This window comes from Leifsonia sp. EB41, from assembly GCF_041262565.1.
Lineage (GTDB): Bacteria > Actinomycetota > Actinomycetes > Actinomycetales > Microbacteriaceae > Leifsonia.
Genome location: NZ_JBGCCJ010000001.1, coordinates 2620610 through 2640995 on the forward strand (window position 1 = coordinate 2620610; position 20386 = coordinate 2640995).

Consider the following 20386-nt stretch of genomic DNA (forward strand, 5'->3'; position numbering starts at 1 on the left):
GAGTACCCATGCGCATCGCGCCCGAAATCCTCGACACGGCCGACGACGTCGGCCGCGAGGCCGCCGTCCAGCTCGCCGACGGGATCGCCCGGGCGGCGGCCGAGGGACGGACCTTCGTCCTCGGCTGCCCCAGCGGACGCAGCCCGATCGCCACCTACGCGAACCTCGCGACGCTCGTCGCCGAGCGAGACCTCGACCTCTCCCGCGTCGTCGTCGCTCTGATGGACGAGTACGTGGAGGAGGCCGGCGACGGCTACCGCGCGATCGACGCCGACCTCCCGCACAGCTGCGTCGGCTTCGGGAGGCGTGAGATCCTCGGCCTCCTCAATGCCGCGGCGACGCCGGGCCACCGCATCCCGGAGGCCAACCTCTGGCACCCGGACCCGGCCGCGCCCGCCGGAGAGTACGACCGCGCGCTCGCCGAGGCCGGCGGGATCGACGTCTTCCTGCTCGCCTCGGGCGCGTCGGACGGCCACGTCGCCCTCAACCCCGTCGGCGCCGCCGCCGATACCGTGACGCGCGTCGTGCCGCTCGGCGAGGACACCCGCCGCGACAACCTCGGCACCTTCCCGACGCTGCGCAGCCTGGACGAGGCGCCGCGCTTCGGCGTGACCGTCGGCATCGCGACCATCCGGGAGCTCTCCCGTTCGGTCGTCATGGTCGTCACCGGCGAGCACAAGCAGGACACCGTGCGCCGGCTCGCCGCCGCGGACTCGTACGAGCCCGACTGGCCCGCGACCATCCTCTCCGAATGCTCCGACGCGCGCTTCCTCGTGGACCGCAGCGCCGCCGAGCTGCTCCAGACCACCCGCTGACCTCCATCGCCGACCCCGGCTGACCCCACCAGCCGGCGCCCGACCAGAAAGGCACCACCCACACCCATGGCTTCCATCAAGCTCGTCTACATCGGCGGGGGATCGTCCCGCGGCGCGGGGACCATCGCGTCCATCCTCGAGCACGGCGAGGAGTTCAACGGCTCGGAGATCGTCATCCAGGACGTCGATCCGGCGCGCCTGAAGGCCGTCGAGACCATCGGCCAGAAGATCGCGGAGTCCAAGGGCCTCGACATCACCATCACGTCGACCACCGACCGCCGCGCGGCGCTGACCGACGCGGACGCGGTGCTGTCGAGCTTCCGCCCCGGCAACTTCGCCGCCCGCGCGCTGGACGAGCGCATCCCGCTCAAGCACGGCGTGATCGGCCAGGAGACCCAGGGCCCCGGCGGGTTCTTCATGTCGCTGCGGTCGATCCACATCTACGAGGACATCATCCGCGACCTCGACGCGGTCGCGCCGAAGGCGATCCTCTTCAACTACACGAACCCGGTCAACATCGTCTCGCAGGCGGTCACCCGGTTCACCGACCGGACGATCTGGTCGATGTGCGAGGGACCGATCGTCTTCCCGAAGACGGTGCTGCGGGCAGCGGGCCTCGACCCCGAGCGCGCGAACGTCGTCATGGCCGGCGTCAACCACAACGTCTGGTCGACCGAGCACACCTACGACGGCCAGGACCTCATGCCGCTGCTCGACGCCGCGTGGGAGGCCCGCAAGGACGACCCGACGCTCGGCACGCTGGAGAAGCGGATGCTGCAGCTCGCGGTCACCATGCGCTCGGTGCCGGCCGACTACTTCCAGTACTACTACTTCCGCGAGGAGATCCTCCGCGAGCTGCAGGGCGCGCGTACGACCCGCGCCGAGGACCTGCTCGCCGCGCTGCCGGGCTACTGGGAGCACTACGACGAGCAGTCGCAGGCGGCCGTCCCCGAGCTGGACCCGCGCCGCTCGCGCGGCGGCATCCACGAGCTGGAGCTCGCCATCGACGTGATGAGCTCGTACTACAACGACGCTCCCGCCCGGCTGCCTGTCAACCTCCCGAACACCGGCGGCGTTCTGCCCGGCTTCGACGAGGATGTCGTCGTGGAGATGTGGTGCGATGTCGACGGCTCCGGCGTGAAGCCGCTGCCGCAGAAGCCGCTGCCGCACGCGGTCCGCGGGCTCGTGCAGCAGCTCGCGGAGTACCAGTACCTCGCTGCGGAGGCGGCGTGGAAGGGCACGCGGGCCGACGGCATCCGCGCGCTCGCCGCGAACCCGATGGTGCCGACCCTGCGGGTCGCGGAGGAGCTGTACGACGAGATGGCGTACGCGCACCGCGCATACCTGCCCGAGCGCCTGCTCCGCTGAGCATGGCGGTGCGTGCGGAGTCCGGGCCGCTCTACCTCGCGGTCGACGCGGGCAACTCCAAGACGGTCGCGCTGGTGGTCGACGGCTCGGGCATCGTGCTCGGCCGCGGCCGCGGCGGCCGCGGCGACATCTACGGGGCCGAGCGCATCGAAGTGGCCGAGGAGGCCGTCTTCGGCGCGGTGGAGGCGGCGCTCGCCGAGGCGGGCGCCGCGGTCACGGACATCCGGTCCGCGGCCTTCCGCCTCGCCGGGGTCGACTACCCGGAGGACGCGTCGTTCTGGGAGGAGCGCATCGCCGACCGGCTCGCCGGGATGGGCGGCTGGAGCGTCAAGAACGACGGGTTCGCCTCCCTGCGGCTGATCGACGGCACTGGCGTCGGGCTGTCGATCACGGTCGGCACCGGGCCCGCGGTCGCTGCGCGGTCGGCCGACGGGCGCGAGCAGTGCTCGGGCTGGTACGTCTTCGACGACCTCGGTGGCCAGGGCCTCGGCAACAGCGCGCTCAAGGCGGCGTGCCGCGAGTGGATGGGCCTGGGACCGGCGACGCGGCTCACAGAGGCGCTCTGCGCTCAGTACGGCGTGGCCGACCCGGGAGAGCTGCGGCACGTGTTCACCCGCCGCTTCGGCGCGTTGCCGGGGACCGAACTGTGGAAGTCCTCCCGGATCGTGCTCGCGCTGGCGGGGGAGGGCGACGCGGTCGCCCAGCGGATCGTCGACGACCAGGCCGAGGCGTTCGTGCGCTACGCGCAGTGGTGCGCCCGGCGCGTCGGCGCGGACCTCGCGGCCGGTGACCTCCCGGTGCTGCTCAACGGGTCGGTCGCGACCTCCGAGCACCCCTCGATGCGCGACGCGATCACCGCGGAGCTGGCCCGGGTCGCTCCGGCCGCACGCGTCACGGTGGCGTCGGACTCACCGCTGCACGGCGTGGTGCTCGACGCGCTGGCCGAGGGTGGCGTGGCCGTCACCCCCGAGCTGATCGCACGCCTCCGGCAGGAGCATCCCGAGGCCTTCCTCGCGACCTGACGCGCTCTTTCTTCACTGACCTGGTTCCCGAAAGGCCCCACCCTCATGCAGACCCCTCCGTTCGTCGTGGACGACGTCCTCGCTGCCCTCACCCTGGAGGAGAAGGCGTCGCTGCTCTCCGGCGTCGACGACTGGTTCACCCAGGCGATCGACCGGCCGGGGCTGCCCGCGCCGGTCCCCGCGATCGAGGTCGGCGACGGCCCGCACGGGCTCCGCAAGGAGACCGGCGTGGACATGGTGTGGGTGCCGGCGACCGGGTTCCCGACCGCCTCCGCGATGGGCGCGTCCTGGGACCGCGACCTGATGCGCCGGGTCGCCGCCGCCATCGGCGCCGAGGCGCGGGCGGAGGGCGTGCAGGTCGTGCTCGGCCCTGGCGTCAACATGAAGCGCTCGCCGCTCTGCGGGCGCAACTTCGAGTACTTCTCCGAGGACCCGCTGCACGCGGGCGAGCTCGGCGTCGCCTACGTCGAGGGCCTCCAGTCGGCCGGGGTCGGGGCGTCGCTCAAGCACTTCGCGGCCAACAACCAGGAGATCGAGCGCACCCGGATCTCGGTCGTGGCCGACGAGCGGACGCTGCGCGAGACGTACCTCCCTGCGTTCGAGCGCGTCGTCCGTAAGGCCGAGCCGTGGACCGTGATGTGCTCGTACAACCGGCTGTTCGGCGTCCACGCGTCGCAGAACCGCTGGCTGCTGACGGAGGTGCTGCGAGAGGACTGGGGCTACACGGGCGCCGTCGTCTCGGACTGGGACGCCGTGCACGACCGGGTGGCCGCGCTGCGGGCCGGGCTCGACCTGGAGATGCCGGGCACCCACGGCCGGACGGTCGCCGAGGTCGTGGCGGCGGTCCGCGCCGGCGAGCTCGATGAGTCCGTTGTGGATGCGTCCGCCCGGCGCGTGCTGGAGCTGGTGGCCCGAACCTATCCCGGCGCCGACCTGGTGAACGGGCCCGTCATGGACCTCGGTCACGCGGCGGGGGACCGGCTCACCCCGGCCCAGCTCCACCTCCTGGACGCCGACGCGCATCACGCGCTCGCCCGGGAGGCCGCGGCCGCGTGCATCACCCTGCTGCGCAACGAGGTCGCGGGGGGTTCTTGGCCGGTGCTCCCCTTGGCGGAATCCGGCGGCACGATCGCGGTTGTCGGTGCGTTCGCCGAGCACGCCCGCATCCAGGGCGGAGGGTCGTCCGGCGTCGATCCGACCCGAGTGAACGCGCCGCTCGACGCCCTTCGCGCCATCGCGGGGGAGCGCGTGGTCTACGCCCCCGGATACATCGACATCCCCAAGAACGCTTACCAGGACGACAACGCGGCGGTGTTCGCCGCGCACGGGGTCACCGCAGAGTCGGATCGCCCGGCCGTGGCGCGGCGCTCCGAGTACCTCGTCGAGGAGCTGCGGATCGCCGAGTCGGTGCAGCGCCTGCGTCGCGGCCCGCTCTCCGACACAGCCCGACGGCTCATCGACGAGGCGGTCGCCGTCGCTGAGACTGCGGAGTCGATCGTCGTGTTCGCCGGCCTCCCGCTCTCGCACGAGCAGGAGGCCAACGACCGGTTCACCCTCGACCTCCCCGCCGACCAGGTCGCCCTGATCGACGCCTTGGCTGACCTCCGCGAGCGCACCGGCGCCACCCTCACGGTCGTCCTGTCCAACGGCTCTCCCGTGACGATGGACCCGTGGCACGACCGCGTCGACGCGATCGTGGAGGCCTGGCTCGGCGGCCAAGCCGTCGGTTCGGCGGTCGCCGACGTGCTCTTCGGCCGGGTCAACCCGTCCGGGAAGATCGCGGAGACCTTCCCGCTGGCCATCGAGGACACCCCCGGCTTCCCGAACTGGAACGGCGAACGCGGCACGGTCGTCTACGGCGAGGGCGTCTTCATCGGCTACCGCTGGTACGACGCCCTCGGGCGGGCGGTGCGCTACCCGTTCGGGCACGGGCTCTCGTACACGGTGTTCGCCTACTCCGACCTCCGGGTGGAGGTCGTCGACGCCGCAGCGGGTCGCGTGTCTGTGACCTGTACGGTCGCCAACATCGGTGCGGTCCCGGGCGCCGAGGTAGTACAGCTCTACGTCGGCGACCCCGAGGCGGAGGTTCACCGACCGCTGCGCGAGCTCCGCGGCTTCGAGAAGGTCGCGCTCGAACCCCGCGAGACGGCGACGGTGTCGTTCGACCTGGAGAGCCGGGACTTCGCCTACTGGGATGCAGCGTCCACCCGGCCCGACGGCCGCTCGGGCCTGTGGCGGCGCGAGGGCGGCGGCTTCACGATCGAGGTCGGCGCGTCGTCGCGGGACATCCGGCTGTCCGCCGTGATCGAACTCCCGGACGACCCGTCGATCCCGCCGCTGGTGCGCGACTCGGACCTGCGCGGGGCCGAGGAGGGCGGCGCGCCGACGTCGCGGTTCGTGTCGGGGCACGCGGGGTGAGGCGCTGACCCGGGCTCAGCCCGGCTCCTCCTCCGACTCCAGCGTCTCGTCCGCGTCCACCGCCGTGTCGTCGGTCTCGGTCGCCTCGATCGCTGCCTCCGCCTGAGCCCGCTCCTGGGCCTCGGCCGCGGCCTCCCGCCTGCGTTCGTGTCTGCTCATACGCTCTAGTGTCGCTCGGGAGGCCCTCCTGCGCCTACGTTGGAGGGGATGAACGCCGACACCACCATCCCCGACGCCTACTTCGTGCAGCGGAGCGAGAACGTCTTCACCCCCACCCCGCGCGCCGGCGGCGCGTGGGCCGACGACGAGATGCACTTCAGCCCGCTCGGCGGCCTGATCACGCACACGATCCTGCGCCACGCCGCCGAAGCGAGCGCCTCGCTCCAGCTCGCCCGGATCAGCTTCGACATCCTCGGCTTCCTCGCCCTGGACGAGGTCTCGCTCTCGGTCGAGACGATCCGCCCCGGCCGCACGATCGAGCTGGTGGAGGCCACCGCCGTCATCCGCGGCCGCACCGCCGTCAAGGCGCGCGCCTGGCTGCTCGCCGACTTCGACACCGCCGAGGTGGCAGGTGGCGCCGCCGGCCCGCTGCCGTCGCCCGAGTCGGCGACGCCGTGGTCGATGATGGAGGCCTGGCAGGGCGGCTACGTCGCCTCCCTCGACACCCGCGCGGTGCACTCCCCGGAGGCGGGCCGCGCGACCGTCTGGCTGTCGACCGGCTGCGCGCTCATCGAGGGCGTGGAGGTCGACCCGGTGACGGCCTGGATCACGCTGGTCGACACCGCGAACGGCGTCGCGGTACGCGAGCACCCGACGCGGTGGATGTTCCCGAACGTGGACCTGACCATCCACCTCCACCGCGCGCCGAGCGGCGGCTGGCTCGGTCTCGACACGGAGGTCGTCTTCGGGACGACGGGCCTCGGGATCACGCGCTCGGTGCTGCACGACTTGGCGGGGGCGGTGGGGTTCGCGGAGCAGTCGCTGACGGTGCGGCGGTTGACGGAGTAGAGGCGGCCCTCTGCCTGGGTCAGTAGGTCAGCCAGAGCTTGTCGACCGGGATGACGTGGAGGCGGTCCTCGTAGGTGTAGGAACGCTCCCCGAGATAGAGGGCCACTCCGGCGACGAAACGGTCTCCCAGCCGAAGTCTGTTTCAGATTTTCGAGCCAGTCTATTTTTGATTTTCGAGCCAATCTGTTTGAGGTTTTCGAGGCTCTCTGTTTGAGATTTTCGAGGAGTCCCGCTCGAGGTCTTCGCGTATGGCGGGGGTTCGAGGCCATGGTGCAAAATCACCCCTTGACGCCGCACTTGTTTTTTGCAAGTATCAACACATCAACAGCGGACCATGACAAGGGAGACCACGATGACCGCCATGTTCGTCAACCTGCCCGTGACCGATCTGGAGCGCGCCAAGGCGTTCTACTCGGCCGTCGGCTTCACCATCAACCCGCTCTTCACCGACCACAACGCCGCGTGCGTCGTCGTCGAGGAGGACCACAACTACTTCATGATCGTCACGCGCGACTTCTTCCAGAGCTTCACCGACCTCCCGGTCGGCGAGCCCACGAAGAACGTGTCCGCGTCCACCTCCGTCATGCTCGACAGCCGCGAGATCGTCGACGCCACCGTCGCGGACGGCCTGGCAGCGGGGGGCACCGAGACCAAGGAGCCGGCGGATTACGGCTTCATGTACCAGCGCCAGCTCACCGACCCGGACGGCAACATCCTCGAGTTCGGCTGGATGGACCCGGTCGCCGCCGCCAAGGGCCCCGAGGCGTACCTGAGCCAGCAGGCCTGAGGTCGATGGTCGCGCGCGACTACGGGCAGTACGACGGGATCACCCAGGCCCTGGAGCTGGTGGGGGAGCGCTGGGCGCTGCTGATCGTCCGCGACCTGCTCGTCGGGCCGCGCCGCTACGGCGAACTCGCCGCGGGGCTTCCCCGCATCCCGAGCAACATCCTGGCGGCGCGGCTCAAGGAGCTGCAGGCGGCCGGCATCATCCGCCGGGCGCCGCGCTCACGCATCATCCTCTACGAGCTCACGCCGTACGGGCGGGAGCTCGAACCGGTCGTGCTCGCGTTCGGCGCCTGGGGGTTCAAGGCGCTCGGCGATCCGCGGGACGAGCAGATCATCACCCCGGACTCGATGACGATGTCGCTGCGCACGGCGTTCCAGCCTGCCGTGGCCGCCGAGCTTCCTGCCACGGCCTACGGCGCGCGGTTCGGGGACGACGGCCTCCTTATCCACGTGGAGGGGCCGCGCCTGGTCGTCGCCCGCGGCGACGGGCCCGCCGACCTGGCGTTCGCGAGCGGCCCCGGTATCCGCCGGCTCATCTCGGGCGAGCTCACGCCGGAGGCCGCCATCGATGCCGGGGTGGTGGAGGTCCTGCGCGGCCCCCGCACGCTCCTCACGCGCTTCGCCACCACCTTCCACCTCGCCGCCTGACCCCGCGCGCAGCTGCCGAGGGGCACGTTGTTGTCACTTTTCGCGCCGAAAAGTGACAACGACGTGCCCCTCGGAGGGAAGTCGGAGGCGGGAGAGGTTCAGGGGAGGACGCGGTAGCCGAGCAGGACGTAGCCGGTGGAGGAGACGCCGCTCGCGATGGTCTCGAACCGCAGCGCGGGCACGCCCTCCAGGAGCCGCCGGCCGCCCTCCGCGACGCCGGGCGCGATCACGAGTCGCAGCTCGTCCACGACGCCTCCGGCCAGCAGCGCCTGGGCGACCGAGATGCTGGCGTGCACGCCGATGTCGCCGCCGTCGCCCTCCTTCAGCCGCCGCGCGAACTCCACGATGTCGCCGTCCACCGCCTCCGCGCCGGGCCACGCAGGCTCCAGCGGCGCCGACGTCGCGACGTACTTGGTCACCCCGTTGATGAAGGCCGAGAACGGCTGGATGTCCTTGCCCGGCCAGAACCGCGCCCACTCGTCGTAGCTGCGGCGGCCCAGGATGACGGCGTCCTGCGACCCGATCACCGCGCCCAGGTTCGCGTCCATGTCCTCGTCCCAGTCCGGGATGAAGGCGTCAGGGTCCTCCGCGACCCCGTCCAACGACACCAGTTCGTAGACCACGATCTTCCGCATGCGCACCCTCCTGTCGAACGGGGCACTGTGCAGCGCCCCGCGCATCCGCTTGTATAGAACCTAGGCCGACCGAGAGGATCCGCAATGACCGACCCCGTCGTCTCGTACGATCTGCTCACCACCCAGCTGCTGCAGGACCCCGACCTCGACGTGTCGGAGACCGCCACCGGGCTGCACGTGCGCGGGGCGCTGTTCGCCTACCTCGACGACGGCGAGCTCGTCGTCGACCTGCCGGAGGCGCGCGCCCGCGACCTCGTCGGGCGGGAGGTGGCCGCGCCGGTCGCGGCCGGGCGAGCGGAGGCGAAGGGGGTCTGGGTCAGCGTCGCCGACGCGGACGACTGGCCGGAGCTCGCGGCGGAGGCGCACCAGTTCGTCGGTGAGCCCGCCGTGGGCATGGACTCCTGAGCCCGGACGCTCAGGCCGCGCGACGCCGGCGTGCCCGACGCGGTTGCTGCCGCGCGGTCGCCAACTCGGTGACCCGGGCGGTGCTGCGCACGGCCGCACCCCTCGCCTCTACCAGCACGAGCGGCACGCAGGCGCGCTCCCGCACCCAGACGGCGGTTCGGTTCAGCGGCGGACGGCTCACGTCGTGAGACGGTAGTAGGACGTCGGCGGGAGGTCAACCCGCCCGGCCGCGATTTCACCTGCGCTTAACCCGCGGCTCAGGCCAGGAACGCCTCCACCCGGTCGGGCCAGGTGTCCGCGTCCGCGGCGTTCTCCGCGACGAAGAGCTCCGATCCGGGGATCAACTCATGCAGCCGGTCGGCGCTCGACAGCGGGTGGCCCGGATCCCCGGCCCAGGGGAGCAGGAGCACCGGCATCCGCAGCGCGGCCACTTGTTCCGGGCTCGGCAGGTCGGACAGCGCCGCTCCGCGCAGCACGGCCGGCGCGGTCGCGGGCTGGAGCTGCGGTTCCAGCGTGAGCCCGCGTTCGGCGAGCACCGGAGGCATCGCCAGCGTGGAGGCCGCCATCAGCTCCAGGAGCGCGTCCCAGCCGTGCGCCTCCAGGAGGTCGGCCATCTGCCCGTAGATCACGGCCTGCGCCGCGCGCGTCTCCCACGCGGTCGGCGGCAGCGCGAGCACGAGGCGGCGGAAGCGCTCCGGATGCCGGACCGCTGCGGTGAGGATCGTGCCGGTGCCCATCGAGATCCCCACGGCGTCCACCGGCTCGGTCGCGCCCACGGCGTCGAGCAGCGCCAGCAGATCGTCGGCGAGCACCGTCCAGCGGTAGCGCTCCGCGTCGTCCGGCCCGGCGGAGCGGCCGTGGCCGGCGGCGTCGTAGCGGACCAGGCGGCGGCCGCGCGCGGCGAGCGGCCGCAGGTCGAGCAGTGCCAGCTCGGCGTCTCGGCTGGAGGTGAGCCCGTGCGCCTGCAGGACGGTCGGGCCGTCGCCCGCGACGTCGTAGCTGAGGGTCGCACCCTCCCGGGTGAGCGTGAGGTCGGCCATGGCCGCTCCTTCCTGCGCGCGCCCGGTTCAGCGGGGCGCGCGTCGGTCGTCATGGTATTCCCGGCGGCTGACGCCGCCAGTGGTGCGGCGGCCGCCCGCGCGCCGCACAATGTACGCATGCAGCAGCGCATCAGCAGGCTGACGACCGAGGGCGGCGCCGAGCTGGCGATCGCGACGGCCGGTGCCGGCCGCCCGCTGCTGTACGTGTCGGGATGGGTGAGCCATCTGCAGCTGAGCTGGGAGATCCCGGAGGAGCGCGCCTACCTGGAGGGTCTGGCGCAGGGCTGCCTGCTGGTGCGGTACGACCGCGCGGGGTGCGGGCTGTCCTCTCCGTCGGACCGACAGCCGTCGCTCGCGTTCGAGCTGGAGGAGCTGGATGCCGTGGCCGCGGGGGTCGGCCCGGCGCCGTTCGACCTGATGGGGTCGTCGATGGGCGCGCCGATCGCGGTCGCGTGGGCGGCGGCGCACCCGGAACGGGTCAGGCGGCTGGTGCTCTACGGGGGCTGGCGGTCGGGCGCCGAGCTGTCGCCGCCGAGCGCACGCGATCACATCCTCGCGCTGGTGGAGTCGCACTGGGGCCTCGGCTCCGACGTCCTCACCGACATCTTCGCGCCGGACGCCCACGCCACGACGCGCGAGGAGTTCGGACGGTATCAGCGCGCCTCGTCGGACGCAGCGACGGCCAGGGCGCTGCTGGACCTCAGCTACCGGCTCGACGTCGGCGACCTCCTCAGCCGGGTACGCGCACCGACCCTGGTCGTGCACCGCGACCGCGACCGCGCGGCGCCGCTCGCACAGGCGAGAGCGCTGGCGGCGGGCATCGCGGGCGCGGAGCTCGTGGTGCTCCCCGGACGGTCGCACCTGCCGTACGCCGGGGACGCCCACGCTCTGGTCACGACGATCCGCCGTTTCCTCGGCCTCCGCTCGTCGCGACGCGGAGCGGGGACGCTCACCGAGCGGCAGACGGAGGTCGCCGCGTTGATCGCCGACGGTCGCACGAACCGGGAGATCGCCGACCGCCTCGGCATCGACGAGCGGTCGGCGGAAGGCCACGTCGAGCGCATCCGGCTGCGGCTGGGCTTCCGGTCGCGCGCACAGGTGGCCGCCTGGTATGCGGCGCAAAGGGAGGGCGGGGTTCGCCGCTGAAGTTGGGTAGTTCCCCGCCTGGATCGACGCGCGGCGTCGTGGAGGCTGACCTCCATGACCCGAACCATCAGCGTCCCTCCGGCGCAACCAGCCATCGTCGGCTTCGAGCAGCACGCCCTCCGCGGCCCGTTCAACGCTGCCTTCTTCCGCGTCATGGACCCGTACATCGAGCGGAAGCTCCGGCCGCACAAGCTGCGCGCCTTCGCGGGCCTCCCGGCGGAGGTCGTCGAGCTCGGCCCCGGCGTCGGCGCGAACCTCCGCCACCTCCCGCGCGGCGCCACCCTGATCGCGGTGGAGCCGAACCGCCACATGCACGCCCGGCTGCGCGCCGCGGCCGACCGCGCGGGCGTGCGCCTCGACCTCCGCGAGCGCCTGGCCGAACGCACCGGCCTGGCGGACCAGAGCGTCGACACGGTGATCTCGTCGCTCGTACTCTGCACCGTGCAGGACCCGGACGCCGTGCTCGCCGAGGTCCGCCGCATCCTGAGACCGGGCGGCACGTTCCGGTTCGTGGAGCACGTCGCCGCGCCGGACGGGACCCGGACCCGGCGGGTCCAGCGCCTCCTGCGCCGGCCGTGGGCGTGGACGTTCGAGGGCTGCTCGTGCGAGCGCGACCTGGAGGGCGCCCTCCGCGCGTCGGGCTTCGCCCGCGTCGACGTGGAGCGCTACCGCATCCGCACGCCGTTCCTGCCGTTCAACACGCAGATCGCGGGGGTGGCGGTCACGCCACCCGAGCCCTCCGGAACGCGACTCCCGACGTGATCCCCAGCACCACGATCCCGATCGCCTCGATGATGACGGTCTCCGGGACGAGGGTGAACGTCCACACCTCCCGGATGCCGAACAGGCCCACCGTCAGCGCGAGCAGGAGGGCGGCCAGGCTGGCGATCACGAAGAGCAGGCTGAGCGTGGTGGCCAGCCGCAGCCACGCGCCGCGCAGCACCAGCATCCCGATCGCCAGCACGATGGCGGCGATGGAGTTGAGGACGAACAGCACGCCGAGCAGGCCGCCGACGCCGTCGAAGATCAGGAAGAGATGGATCCCGCCGATCAGCACGAGCACGATCGCGCTCAGGATGCGCATGAGCCACAGGGGCCCCTGGCTGCTCTCGGTCATGGCACTACCCGCTTCCGTCTCCTGGCCTCCACCGCTGAAGGCCTCACAGGGAACACGAACGAGCCTCAGTATCGGTTCAATCGGCGGCGCAGGGCTAGCATCGCAACCATGCCTCACGCGTCGGACCGGAGCCCGGGCACCGTGCGCGAGGCGGCGGGCGGGCTCGTCGCGCTGACGGTCGCGACCTTCCTCGCGGTGACGACGGAGATGCTGCCGGTCGGGCTGCTGCCGGCGATCGGCGGCGACATGCGGGTGTCCGACTCGGTCGCCGGGCTGCTGGTCACCGTCTATGCGTTCATGGTCGCGGTGCTTGCGGTGCCGCTGACGCTCTCGACCTCCCGGTTCTCGCGCAAAGGGCTGCTGCAGGCGACCCTCGTGGCGTACACGGTGAGCAACCTCGTCGTCGCGGTGGCTCCGAACTTCGGCGTGCTGGCGGCGGGGCGCGCCTTCGGCGGGATCGCGCACGCGCTGTTCTTCTCGGTCAGCATCGGGTACGCCTCCCGGCTGGTCACCTCCGCGTTCACCGGACGCGCGCTGGCGCTGGTCACCGCGGGAGCCTCGGCCGGGTTCGTGCTCGGCGTGCCGCTGTCGACCTCCCTCGGCACAGCGCTCGGCTGGCGGGCGGCGTTCGGCGTGCTGGCGGGGGTGTGCGCGATCACGGTCGTCGTCGTCGCGGTGCTGCTGCCGGCGGTCCCGGGAGGCGGGACCGGGCACACCGGGGAGGGCGCGGGCGCTCGCCGCGTGCGGCTGGGGGTCGTGTCGACGACGAACGCGGTCGTGTACCTCGGGCAGTTCACGGTCTACACGTTCGTGTCGGTGATCCTGCTAGCGACCGGGCTCCCTCTCGCCGGGGTCGGCCCGGTGCTGCTCGGGATCGGCGCGGTCGGACTCGCCGGGACATGGTTCGCGGCTGCCACCCTCGACCGGAGGCCGCGCGCGACCGTGCTGACGCTGCTCGGCGCGGTGACGGTCGGGCTGGTCGGAGTCGGGATCGCCTTCCCGGCGCTCGCCGGCGTGCTCGTGGCAGCGGTGGTGTGGGGCGCGGGCTTCGGCGGGGTGGCGTCGGTGTTCCAGACGGCGGCCATCCGCACGCGCGGCGCGACACCGGAGGTCATCGGGGCGCTCGTGAACTCCACGGCCAACATCGGGATCGGGGGAGGCGCGGCGGTCGGCGCGGCGGTCCTGGCCGGCCCGGGGCTGGGGTGGCTGCCGTTCGCGGGGGCGGCACTGGTGGTGGTGGGGCTCGTTGTCATCCTGGTGGCGCGCCGCTCCTTCCCGTCGTCGCCGGGGGAGTGAGCCCGGCCGGGCTCAGGGGCCGTAGGCCGTCAGGAAGCGGTCGCGGAAGGCGTCCATCCGCCAGACCGGCGCGCTCGGCGACGGCAGCAGCCCGGGCTGCCACCCCCACGACGCGATCCGTTGGGTGACGGCCGGGTCCTTCGCGATGATGCTGATCGGGACGTCGTGGTTGGCCCCCGGCCCGCTGACGACCGTCGCCGGCTGGTGGTCGCCGAGCACCACGAGCACCAGGTTCGGGTCGTTGTACGTGGTCAGGAAGGAGGTCAGCGCGCCCATCGTGTACTCGACCGACTGGCCGTACAGCTGCTGGACGTGGTGCGGGTCCTGCCAGACGACGCTCGGCGGGAGGCCCTCCGCCGGCTGCGGGTCGTAGACCGAGCCGTCGCCGAGCTGGTCCCAGGGCAGCAGCTTCGGCAGCGGCGTCCACGGTGTGTGCGACGAGACCAGGTCGATCTCCGCCATCAGCGGCTGGTGCGGGCCGGAGAGCTCGTGCTGCTGGAAGTACGCCAGGCTGTACTGGTCGGGTACCTGGGCATAGCTGAAGGTCGGGCCCCGGTAGCCGACGTTCGTCGCGTTGAGTTCCTGCTCGTAGTGGTAGAAGGAGGTCCCGACCGGCCACGGCTTCGAGTCGGAGGGGACATCGCTGAGGGTCCGCCAGCCGGCCTTGCGGAAGGCGGCGCTGAGCGTGAAGCGGGTGCCGGAGGTGACCTGGTCATAGCGCTGCTGGGAGTCCACCCACAGCCCGCTCTGCAGCGTGGAGTGCGCGAGCCAGCTGATCCCGCCGAACGTGGACGAGGTCAGGAAGGCGCTGCGCTCGGAGTAGCCGTGCGCGGCGAGGGCGGTGTTGCCGCTGCGGAGGACGGCGTCCACCCCCGGCGAGAAGGAGGTGCCCTGCACGGCGACCTGCCCGTAACTCTCCACGAAGACGATGACGACGTCCTTGCCCTTCAGCCCGGTGAGCAGGTCGGAGGCGGGCAGCGCCGCGTACGGGTCGCTGGACGCGGCGCGGTTGAAGACGGCCTGGTCACGCGCGGCGACCTGCACCTGGTTCACCGTGGAGGCGGCGGCGGAGAGCCCGTCCGCCGCCGCGACGGGTTGGCCGGGCACGAGCTGCGCGCCGACCAGGGCGAGGACCAGCCAGCCGGCTGTGACCGCGGACGCCGCGATCAGGCTCGGCCGGCGCCGCGGGGCGAGGACGCGCGCCAGGCGCAGCAGCGACGCGGCGACCGCGGCGACGGCCGCGACCGCGAGCAGCGCGACGAGCGCCAGGAGGGCGATCGCCCCCGCCGTCCCTGTCGAGTCGCGGACCACACCGTACCCGTCCACCAACTCGGACCAGCCCGACACCACGTCGAACGGGCGGCCGACCGTCGCCTCGAACACGCGGTCGAGCGCGGCCACGATCGTCGCGAGGACGAGCAGCAGGGCGACCAGGATCGCGAGCGTTCGGCGCGCCCACCGCCACGGGAGCAGGATGAGCACGGCCAGAGCGAGGACGCACTCCAGCGGGACGCGCACGAGGGCGAGCGCCGAGTCGGAGGCGACCAGGCCGGGGGAGAGGGAGACGACGAAGAGGGTGACGGCGGCCAGGGTGGTGGCGACGGCGCTCCAGACCCGGCGACCCCGGCGCTGACGGGTCACGGGAAGCCTCCGAACCGGTCGGACAGCGCGTAGCGGAGCAGCACGACGTCCCCGATCGGACGGGCCTCCACGAGCGCGGCGCGGCTGTCGCTCGTCCACGGGTACGCGCCCTCGCCGACGAAGCGCGGCGCGTCCCTGTCGCCGACGAAGAACGGCGCCACCGCGAGGTGCAGCTCGTCGGCCAGCCCGTCCGCGAGGAACTGGGTCAGCGTCGTCCCGCCGCCCTCCACCATCAGGCGCCGCACGCCGCGCTCGCCGAGGTCGGCGAGCAGGTCGGTCATCCGCACGTCGTCGCCGAGCGGCACGACGGTGGCGGCCTCGCCGAGGCGGTCGGTGATCCGGCTGTGCTGCGCGCGCGGGCAGTAGACGAGCTTCATGGTCTCGCCGAGGGTGAAGAAGTTCGCGTGCGGGTCGAGGTCGCCCGTGGAGGTCACGGTCGCCTTCCACGGTGTGCGGCACTTGCCGGAGGCCTCCCGCCGGTCCTGGCGCTCGGCGCTGCGGACGAGCAGCCGCGGGTTGTCGCGGCGCACCGTGCGGGCGCCGACGAGGATGACGTCGTGTCGCGCGCGGACCTCATCCACCCGGTCGAAGTCGGCCGCGTTGGAGAGCGCGAGCTTCGGCGGTCGCGCGGTGTCGAGGTAGCCGTCGAGGGAGATGGCGCAGCTCACGGTCACATACGGTCGCTCGGTCATGCCCGCATCCTCCTCCGCTGCAGCACGGCCGCGGACTGCACGATCAGCGCAGCCGGGGCGAAGCACACGAACGCCAGCACGCCGTACAGCGTGGCAGCCGAGACGCCGGCCGCGGCGCCGAAGCCCGCCATCGCGAACGCCCACCCGGCCGCGCCCTCCCGCGGACCCCAGCCGCCGAGGTTGAACGGGATGGAGGCCGCGATCAGCACCACCATCCCGAGCGCGAGCAGGCGCAGCGGCGGCACGTCAGCGCCGACGGCGACGGCCGCGATCGCGAAGGTGCCGAGGTGACACGCGCAGACGACCACGGACGCGACGACCGCCTTGACGCAGACCGACACCGAGCCGAGGCCCTCCCTGACCTCCCGCCACTCGTGCGCCAGCGCCCGCCGGACGCGCCTGCTTGCCGACGCCGTGACCGCTCCGCCGACGATCACTGCTGTGAGGGCGACGCCGAGCACCGGCAGCAGGACTCCCTCGAACTCCATCCCGACGATGCCGAGGACGACGACGGCGAGCACGAGCTGCACCGCCTGGCCGACCAGTCGCTCCAGCGCGACGGCCCGTGCCGCGGCGCCCATCCGGTCGGCGGTCCGGCCGTGATCAACCGCGCGCTGGACGTCGCCGACCACACCACCGGGCAGCACCGTGTTCACGAACTGCGAGCGGTAGTACGCGCCGATCGCCGTGGACCAGCGGATCCCGACGCCGAGCCGTCCGGCGATCAGGCGCCAGCGCCACGCGGCCGCGACCGTGGCGATCGCGGTCAGGGCGAACGCGGCGATCACCGTCGGCACGTCGAGGCTGAGGAGGCCGTGCAGGAAGGGGCCGGCGCCGACGCGGGCGACGATCGCGACCAGGATGGCGACGGGGACGAGCACGCGGAGGGTGATCCGGAGCCAGGGACGGCTGAGGACGCGGCGGAGTCCCGGCGACGTCGCCGTCGGCGTCGCCTCCTCCACCGCTGGGTTCAGCCGGACGGTCATCGCGGCCACGCCAGGACGTCGAGGTGGTACACGACGGCGGACAGCCCGCCGCGTCGCTGCTGCTCGCGGCGCAGCTCCCGGTAGCCGGCGGCCTGGTCGAGCAGCGTGCGGTCGCGGTCGACTTCCGCCTGCTCCACGGCCGCGTCCGCCCAGCCGTCGAACCACTCGCCCAGCAGCACCGGGTCGCGACGGTCGAGCCGCCACGTCGTGAGCGCCGTGCGGACGTGCCAGCCCGCGCGGGTGAAGAGCCCGCGCACGATCGGCGCGCCGAATCTCCCGAGCAGGCGGCGGCCGTCGACCTCCCGTCGCTGGTGCTCGTTGAAGGCGCGGGCGACGCGGATGTCGCGCGGGTCCCAGGGCCGCAGCTCCACGTCCCCGGTCACGCTGAGCGGCAGGAACGCGGGAGCGCCGGCGGCCAGGCACGCGTCCACGATCGCGTGCGCCTCCCGCGCGGTCACGACATCGAGGAGGGCGGAGGCCGTCACAAGGTCGGCGCCGTCGAGGTCGGCCGGCGAGAGCCGGTCGAGCGGGGTGACCCGGGAGGCGACCGCGATCGGCCGCCCGGTGCGGTCGAGTGGAGGCCGCGCCTCGGTCGCGTGGGCGGTGAGGTCGGCGTTCCAGTCGTGAAGGACCCAGCTCTGCGGCCCGGGGAGCTGCGGCGCGAGCCAGCGCATCATCGAGCCGGTGCCGCTGCCGAGGTCGTGCACGGTGACCGGTCGGGCGCGCGAGGGGACGTCGGCGCCGACGAGTGCCGCCGCCAGGCGCGCGAGCCGTCGCGACCGCGCACGCCCGTCCTCCGCCTCACGCAGCGCGAGCCAGTCGGCGCTGACCTCCAGCATTCCGGTCATGAGGGCACCGCCTCCGGGCGCAGACCCTCCACGGCGGCCTCACGCAGTGCGGAGGCGACCACCGCGATCGTGTCCTCCCAGCGCCGGCCGGGCTCCCTGGCCTCCAACGCCGCCGCCTTCAGAGTGTCCCGCCGCGCCGCGCTCGCCCACCACTGCTGCAGCACGACGCGCAGCGCCCAGGCGTCGTCCGGCGGCACGATCATCGCGGCGTCCTGGCGCGCGATCGCCTCGGGGATGCCGCCGACGCCGGTCGCGAGCACCGGGACGCCGTGCGCGATCGCCTCGGCGACGGCCATCCCGTAGCTCTCGCTGCGCGACGGCAGCACGACGAGGTCGGCCTCCCCGTACGCCTCCGAGAGGGCGCGCGAGTCCAGGACGCCCGCGAACCGGATCCGCCCGGCGAGGCCGGCGGCATCGATCACGGCGGTCAGCGCCGCGACGAAGTCCGGGTCGACCGTCAGCGAGCCGACCAGCGTGCAGGTCCAGTCGTCGCGGTCGGCGAAGCCGGCGAGGGCGCGCAGCAGGAGGTCCTGGCCCTTGTGCGGCGCGACTGCGGCGACACACAGCAGGCGGCCGCCACCCGCGGAGGCCGCCGTCGCGGGTGCGGGGTCGACGCCCGGGTGGGAGATCACGATCCGGTGCGGGTCGGCGGCGTCCTGTTCGAGGAGCTCGGAGCGGGTCCACGCGCTCGTCGCCACGATGCGGCGGACGGAGCGCAGGGCGGCCAGGTCGTCGTCGTCGAGCGTCCCGTCGCCCGAGGCCGTCGGCGCCGCGACCATGTGCGCCAGCACCACGATCCGCAGCCGCGACCGGTGCGCGACGATCGCCTCCGGCTCCCGGGACACCAGCAGTCCGTCGACCAGCGCGAGCGCCCCCTCGGGCAGCGCGGTCAGGGCGCGAGCCGTCCAGCCCGTGCCGCGGCCGGTGACCAGGAGCATGTGCACCGTCCAGCCCTCGGCCCGGAGGCCGTCACGGACGCGCTGGTCGTAGCGGTTCCCGCCGCTCACCCGCTGCGGGTCGTCGATGGTGTCCGGCACCACGAAGTACACCTCGCTCATAGCGGCCTCGAGTAGCTCGCCCACGCGATGTGGGACTCGTGGAGGGTGACGGCGATCGACGTCAGGCCGGTCGCGCGGCCGAGGGACCCGGCGGCCGCGGCGTCCGCGAGCCGGTCGGCGATCACCCGGCAGAGCACCTCCGTCGTGGTGTTCATCCCGGTGAAGGCGGGTTCGTCGTCCAGGTTGCGGTAGGTGAGCGAGCCGGTGATCTCCGCGAGCGCGGCCGTCGCCCGGCCGATGTCGACCACGATGCCGTCCTCGTCGAGCTCGTCCGCGCCGAAGGTCGCGTCCACGACGAAGGTCGCGCCGTGCAGTCGCTGCGCGGGACCGAAGGTCGCGCCGGTGAAGCTGTGGGCGACCATGAGGTGGTCGCGGACCGTGACCGTGAACGGCATCAGGCATCCCTCCAATCGATGCTGTGGCAGAGCTCGGAGCCGGGGTCGGCCGCCAGCCGTGCGAGGACCTCCGGCAGCTCCCGCCACGACGACGACCCGGTCAGGAGGGCGTCGAACGCCGGGTCCCGCAGCAGATCGAGGGCGAGCGCCAGCCGGTCGGCGTGGCTGCGCCGGTCGCGGCGGGGCGACACGCTTCCGACCTGGCTCGACCGGAGGGTGAGCCGGCGGGAGTGGAAGTCCTCCCCGAGCATCAGCGTCACCGGCCGGTCGCCGAACCAGCTCGCCTCGATCACCTCGCCGTCGGCCACGACGGTCTCGAGCGCGAGGCGCAGGCCGGCCTCCGATCCGCTGGTGTGGATGACGAGGTCGCGGTCGTGCGGGTCGGACGGGATGGCCGACGGCTCGGCGAAGTCCACGCCCAGCCGCTCGGCGACCTCCCGCCGCGACGGGTCGACGTCGATCAGCGTGACCTCCACGCCCGGGATGCCGTGTGCAAGCCGGGCGACGCAGCAGCCGATCATCCCGGCGCCGATCACCGCGATCCGGTCGCCGATCAGCGGCGCGGCATCCCACAGCACGTTGACCGCGGTCTCCACCGCTCCCGCGAGCACGGCTCGCTCGGCCGGTACGCCCTCCGGCAGCGGGAACACCGCGGCGGGCGGGACGACGAACGCCGACTGGTGCGGGAACAGCGAGAACACGGTGCGCCCGACCAGCTCGGGAGGCCCCTGCTCGACCACGCCCACGTTGAGGTAGCCGTACTTGACCGGACCGGGGAAGTCGCCCTCCTGGAACGGCGCCCGCATCCGGTCGCGCTGGCTCGGCGGCACCCGGCCGGCGAACACGGTCGCCTCGGTGCCGCGGCTCACCCCCGTGCGCAGCGTGCGGACGAGCACCTCCCCGTCGCGGGGCTCCCGCAGCGGCTCGGACCGCAGGGCGCCGACGCCGGGCTCCACGATCCAGAAGGCGGTGGCTTCTCGCATGTCCAGCTCCTCTCGCGGTGGTCGCTCGGTGGGGCGGACCCCTGTGAACCATCCGTGCACACGCTGCGTGTTAAGGCAA

Annotated in this window: 22 protein-coding genes; 11 read left to right on the forward strand and 11 right to left on the reverse strand. The window is 73.0% G+C overall.

All coding sequences use genetic code 11. The annotated features are described in order from the left end of the window. The first annotated feature begins 8 nt into the window (after positions 1-8). From ABH923_RS12925 to ABH923_RS12940, 4 genes are all read left to right on the forward strand, one after another. Positions 9-815: a 6-phosphogluconolactonase gene (locus tag ABH923_RS12925; protein ID WP_370055779.1), complete on the forward strand. Its 807-nt coding sequence runs from the start codon at positions 9-11 to the stop codon at positions 813-815. Positions 816-881: 66 nt separating this feature from the next. After that, positions 882-2183, forward strand: coding sequence for a hypothetical protein (locus ABH923_RS12930; protein WP_370055780.1), 1302 nt, complete (start codon positions 882-884; stop codon positions 2181-2183). 2 nt (positions 2184-2185) lie between these two features. Beyond that, on the forward strand, positions 2186-3205 hold the full coding sequence (locus ABH923_RS12935; protein ID WP_370055781.1) for a BadF/BadG/BcrA/BcrD ATPase family protein: 1020 nt from the start codon (positions 2186-2188) through the stop codon (positions 3203-3205). A gap of 45 nt (positions 3206-3250) precedes the next feature. After that, positions 3251-5623 carry a beta-glucosidase gene (locus ABH923_RS12940; RefSeq protein ID WP_370055782.1) on the forward strand — a complete coding sequence of 791 codons (2373 nt, stop codon included), beginning with the start codon at positions 3251-3253 and terminating at the stop codon, positions 5621-5623. Between the two features lie 15 nt (positions 5624-5638). Here the strand turns inward: ABH923_RS12940 and ABH923_RS12945 are convergent, their stop codons facing one another. Next, on the reverse strand, positions 5639-5782 hold the full coding sequence (locus ABH923_RS12945; protein ID WP_370055783.1) for a hypothetical protein: 144 nt from the start codon (positions 5780-5782) through the stop codon (positions 5639-5641). A gap of 48 nt (positions 5783-5830) precedes the next feature. Here ABH923_RS12945 and ABH923_RS12950 point away from each other — a divergent pair, with 48 nt between their 5' ends. The 3 genes from ABH923_RS12950 (at position 5831) to ABH923_RS12960 (ending at position 8065) form a co-directional block, all read left to right on the forward strand. Continuing rightward, positions 5831-6631: a thioesterase family protein gene (locus ABH923_RS12950; RefSeq protein WP_370055784.1), complete on the forward strand. Its 801-nt coding sequence runs from the start codon at positions 5831-5833 to the stop codon at positions 6629-6631. Between the two features lie 352 nt (positions 6632-6983). Next, a complete protein-coding gene (locus tag ABH923_RS12955; RefSeq protein WP_370055785.1) occupies positions 6984-7418 on the forward strand; it encodes a VOC family protein in 435 nt (144 codons plus the stop codon). Positions 7419-7423: 5 nt separating this feature from the next. After that, complete coding sequence (locus tag ABH923_RS12960; RefSeq protein ID WP_370055786.1) at positions 7424-8065, forward strand: winged helix-turn-helix transcriptional regulator; 642 nt, start codon at positions 7424-7426, stop codon at positions 8063-8065. A 98-nt stretch (positions 8066-8163) separates the two neighbouring features. On the opposite strand, the gene ABH923_RS12965 is transcribed toward ABH923_RS12960, so the two are convergent. Continuing rightward, positions 8164-8700, reverse strand: a complete 537-nt coding sequence (locus tag ABH923_RS12965) for a dihydrofolate reductase family protein (RefSeq protein WP_370055787.1) — start codon at positions 8698-8700, stop codon at positions 8164-8166. Positions 8701-8784: 84 nt separating this feature from the next. Here ABH923_RS12965 and ABH923_RS12970 point away from each other — a divergent pair, with 84 nt between their 5' ends. Next, positions 8785-9105 (forward strand): hypothetical protein, encoded by a 321-nt coding sequence (locus ABH923_RS12970; RefSeq protein WP_370055788.1) that lies wholly within the window; start codon positions 8785-8787, stop codon positions 9103-9105. A 257-nt stretch (positions 9106-9362) separates the two neighbouring features. Here ABH923_RS12970 and ABH923_RS12975 read toward each other — a convergent pair whose 3' ends face one another. Beyond that, positions 9363-10145, reverse strand: coding sequence for an alpha/beta fold hydrolase (locus ABH923_RS12975; protein ID WP_370055789.1), 783 nt, complete (start codon positions 10143-10145; stop codon positions 9363-9365). Between the two features lie 117 nt (positions 10146-10262). Here ABH923_RS12975 and ABH923_RS12980 point away from each other — a divergent pair, with 117 nt between their 5' ends. Then, positions 10263-11291, forward strand: a complete 1029-nt coding sequence (locus tag ABH923_RS12980; protein WP_370055790.1) for an alpha/beta fold hydrolase — start codon at positions 10263-10265, stop codon at positions 11289-11291. A 54-nt stretch (positions 11292-11345) separates the two neighbouring features. After that, positions 11346-12053 (forward strand): class I SAM-dependent methyltransferase, encoded by a 708-nt coding sequence (locus tag ABH923_RS12985; protein ID WP_370055792.1) that lies wholly within the window; start codon positions 11346-11348, stop codon positions 12051-12053. On the opposite strand, the gene ABH923_RS12990 is transcribed toward ABH923_RS12985, so the two are convergent. Continuing rightward, positions 12013-12408, reverse strand: coding sequence for a hypothetical protein (locus ABH923_RS12990; RefSeq protein WP_370055793.1), 396 nt, complete (start codon positions 12406-12408; stop codon positions 12013-12015). The two genes, ABH923_RS12985 and ABH923_RS12990, sit on opposite strands and share 41 nt — an antisense overlap. 108 nt (positions 12409-12516) lie before the next feature. On the opposite strand from ABH923_RS12990, the gene ABH923_RS12995 reads away from it, so the two are divergent. Then, positions 12517-13704, forward strand: a complete 1188-nt coding sequence (locus ABH923_RS12995) for an MFS transporter (protein WP_370055794.1) — start codon at positions 12517-12519, stop codon at positions 13702-13704. A 12-nt stretch (positions 13705-13716) separates the two neighbouring features. On the opposite strand, the gene ABH923_RS13000 is transcribed toward ABH923_RS12995, so the two are convergent. The 7 genes from ABH923_RS13000 to ABH923_RS13030 are packed head-to-tail and all read right to left on the reverse strand — an operon-like array spanning position 13717 to position 20307. After that, on the reverse strand, positions 13717-15345 hold the full coding sequence (locus tag ABH923_RS13000; protein ID WP_370055795.1) for a CDP-alcohol phosphatidyltransferase: 1629 nt from the start codon (positions 15343-15345) through the stop codon (positions 13717-13719). Beyond that, positions 15342-16037 carry a RibD family protein gene (locus ABH923_RS13005; RefSeq protein WP_370055796.1) on the reverse strand — a complete coding sequence of 232 codons (696 nt, stop codon included), beginning with the start codon at positions 16035-16037 and terminating at the stop codon, positions 15342-15344. Before ABH923_RS13005 ends, ABH923_RS13000 begins: the two co-directional genes overlap by 4 nt. Beyond that, a complete protein-coding gene (locus ABH923_RS13010; protein ID WP_370057361.1) occupies positions 16034-17023 on the reverse strand; it encodes a lysylphosphatidylglycerol synthase transmembrane domain-containing protein in 990 nt (329 codons plus the stop codon). The genes ABH923_RS13005 and ABH923_RS13010 overlap by 4 nt, the downstream gene beginning before the upstream one ends. After that, complete coding sequence (locus tag ABH923_RS13015) at positions 17020-17871, reverse strand: SAM-dependent methyltransferase (RefSeq protein WP_370055797.1); 852 nt, start codon at positions 17869-17871, stop codon at positions 17020-17022. Before ABH923_RS13015 ends, ABH923_RS13010 begins: the two co-directional genes overlap by 4 nt. After that, a complete protein-coding gene (locus ABH923_RS13020) occupies positions 17868-18929 on the reverse strand; it encodes a glycosyltransferase family 4 protein (RefSeq protein ID WP_370055798.1) in 1062 nt (353 codons plus the stop codon). The genes ABH923_RS13015 and ABH923_RS13020 overlap by 4 nt, the downstream gene beginning before the upstream one ends. Continuing rightward, the gene (locus ABH923_RS13025) at positions 18926-19324 is read right to left on the reverse strand and encodes a 6-pyruvoyl tetrahydropterin synthase family protein (protein WP_370055799.1); all 399 of its coding nucleotides are present in this window, start codon (positions 19322-19324) and stop codon (positions 18926-18928) included. The genes ABH923_RS13020 and ABH923_RS13025 overlap by 4 nt, the downstream gene beginning before the upstream one ends. Beyond that, positions 19324-20307, reverse strand: a complete 984-nt coding sequence (locus ABH923_RS13030) for a zinc-binding alcohol dehydrogenase (RefSeq protein ID WP_370055800.1) — start codon at positions 20305-20307, stop codon at positions 19324-19326. Before ABH923_RS13030 ends, ABH923_RS13025 begins: the two co-directional genes overlap by 1 nt. Between the last annotated feature and the right edge of the window lie 79 nt (positions 20308-20386).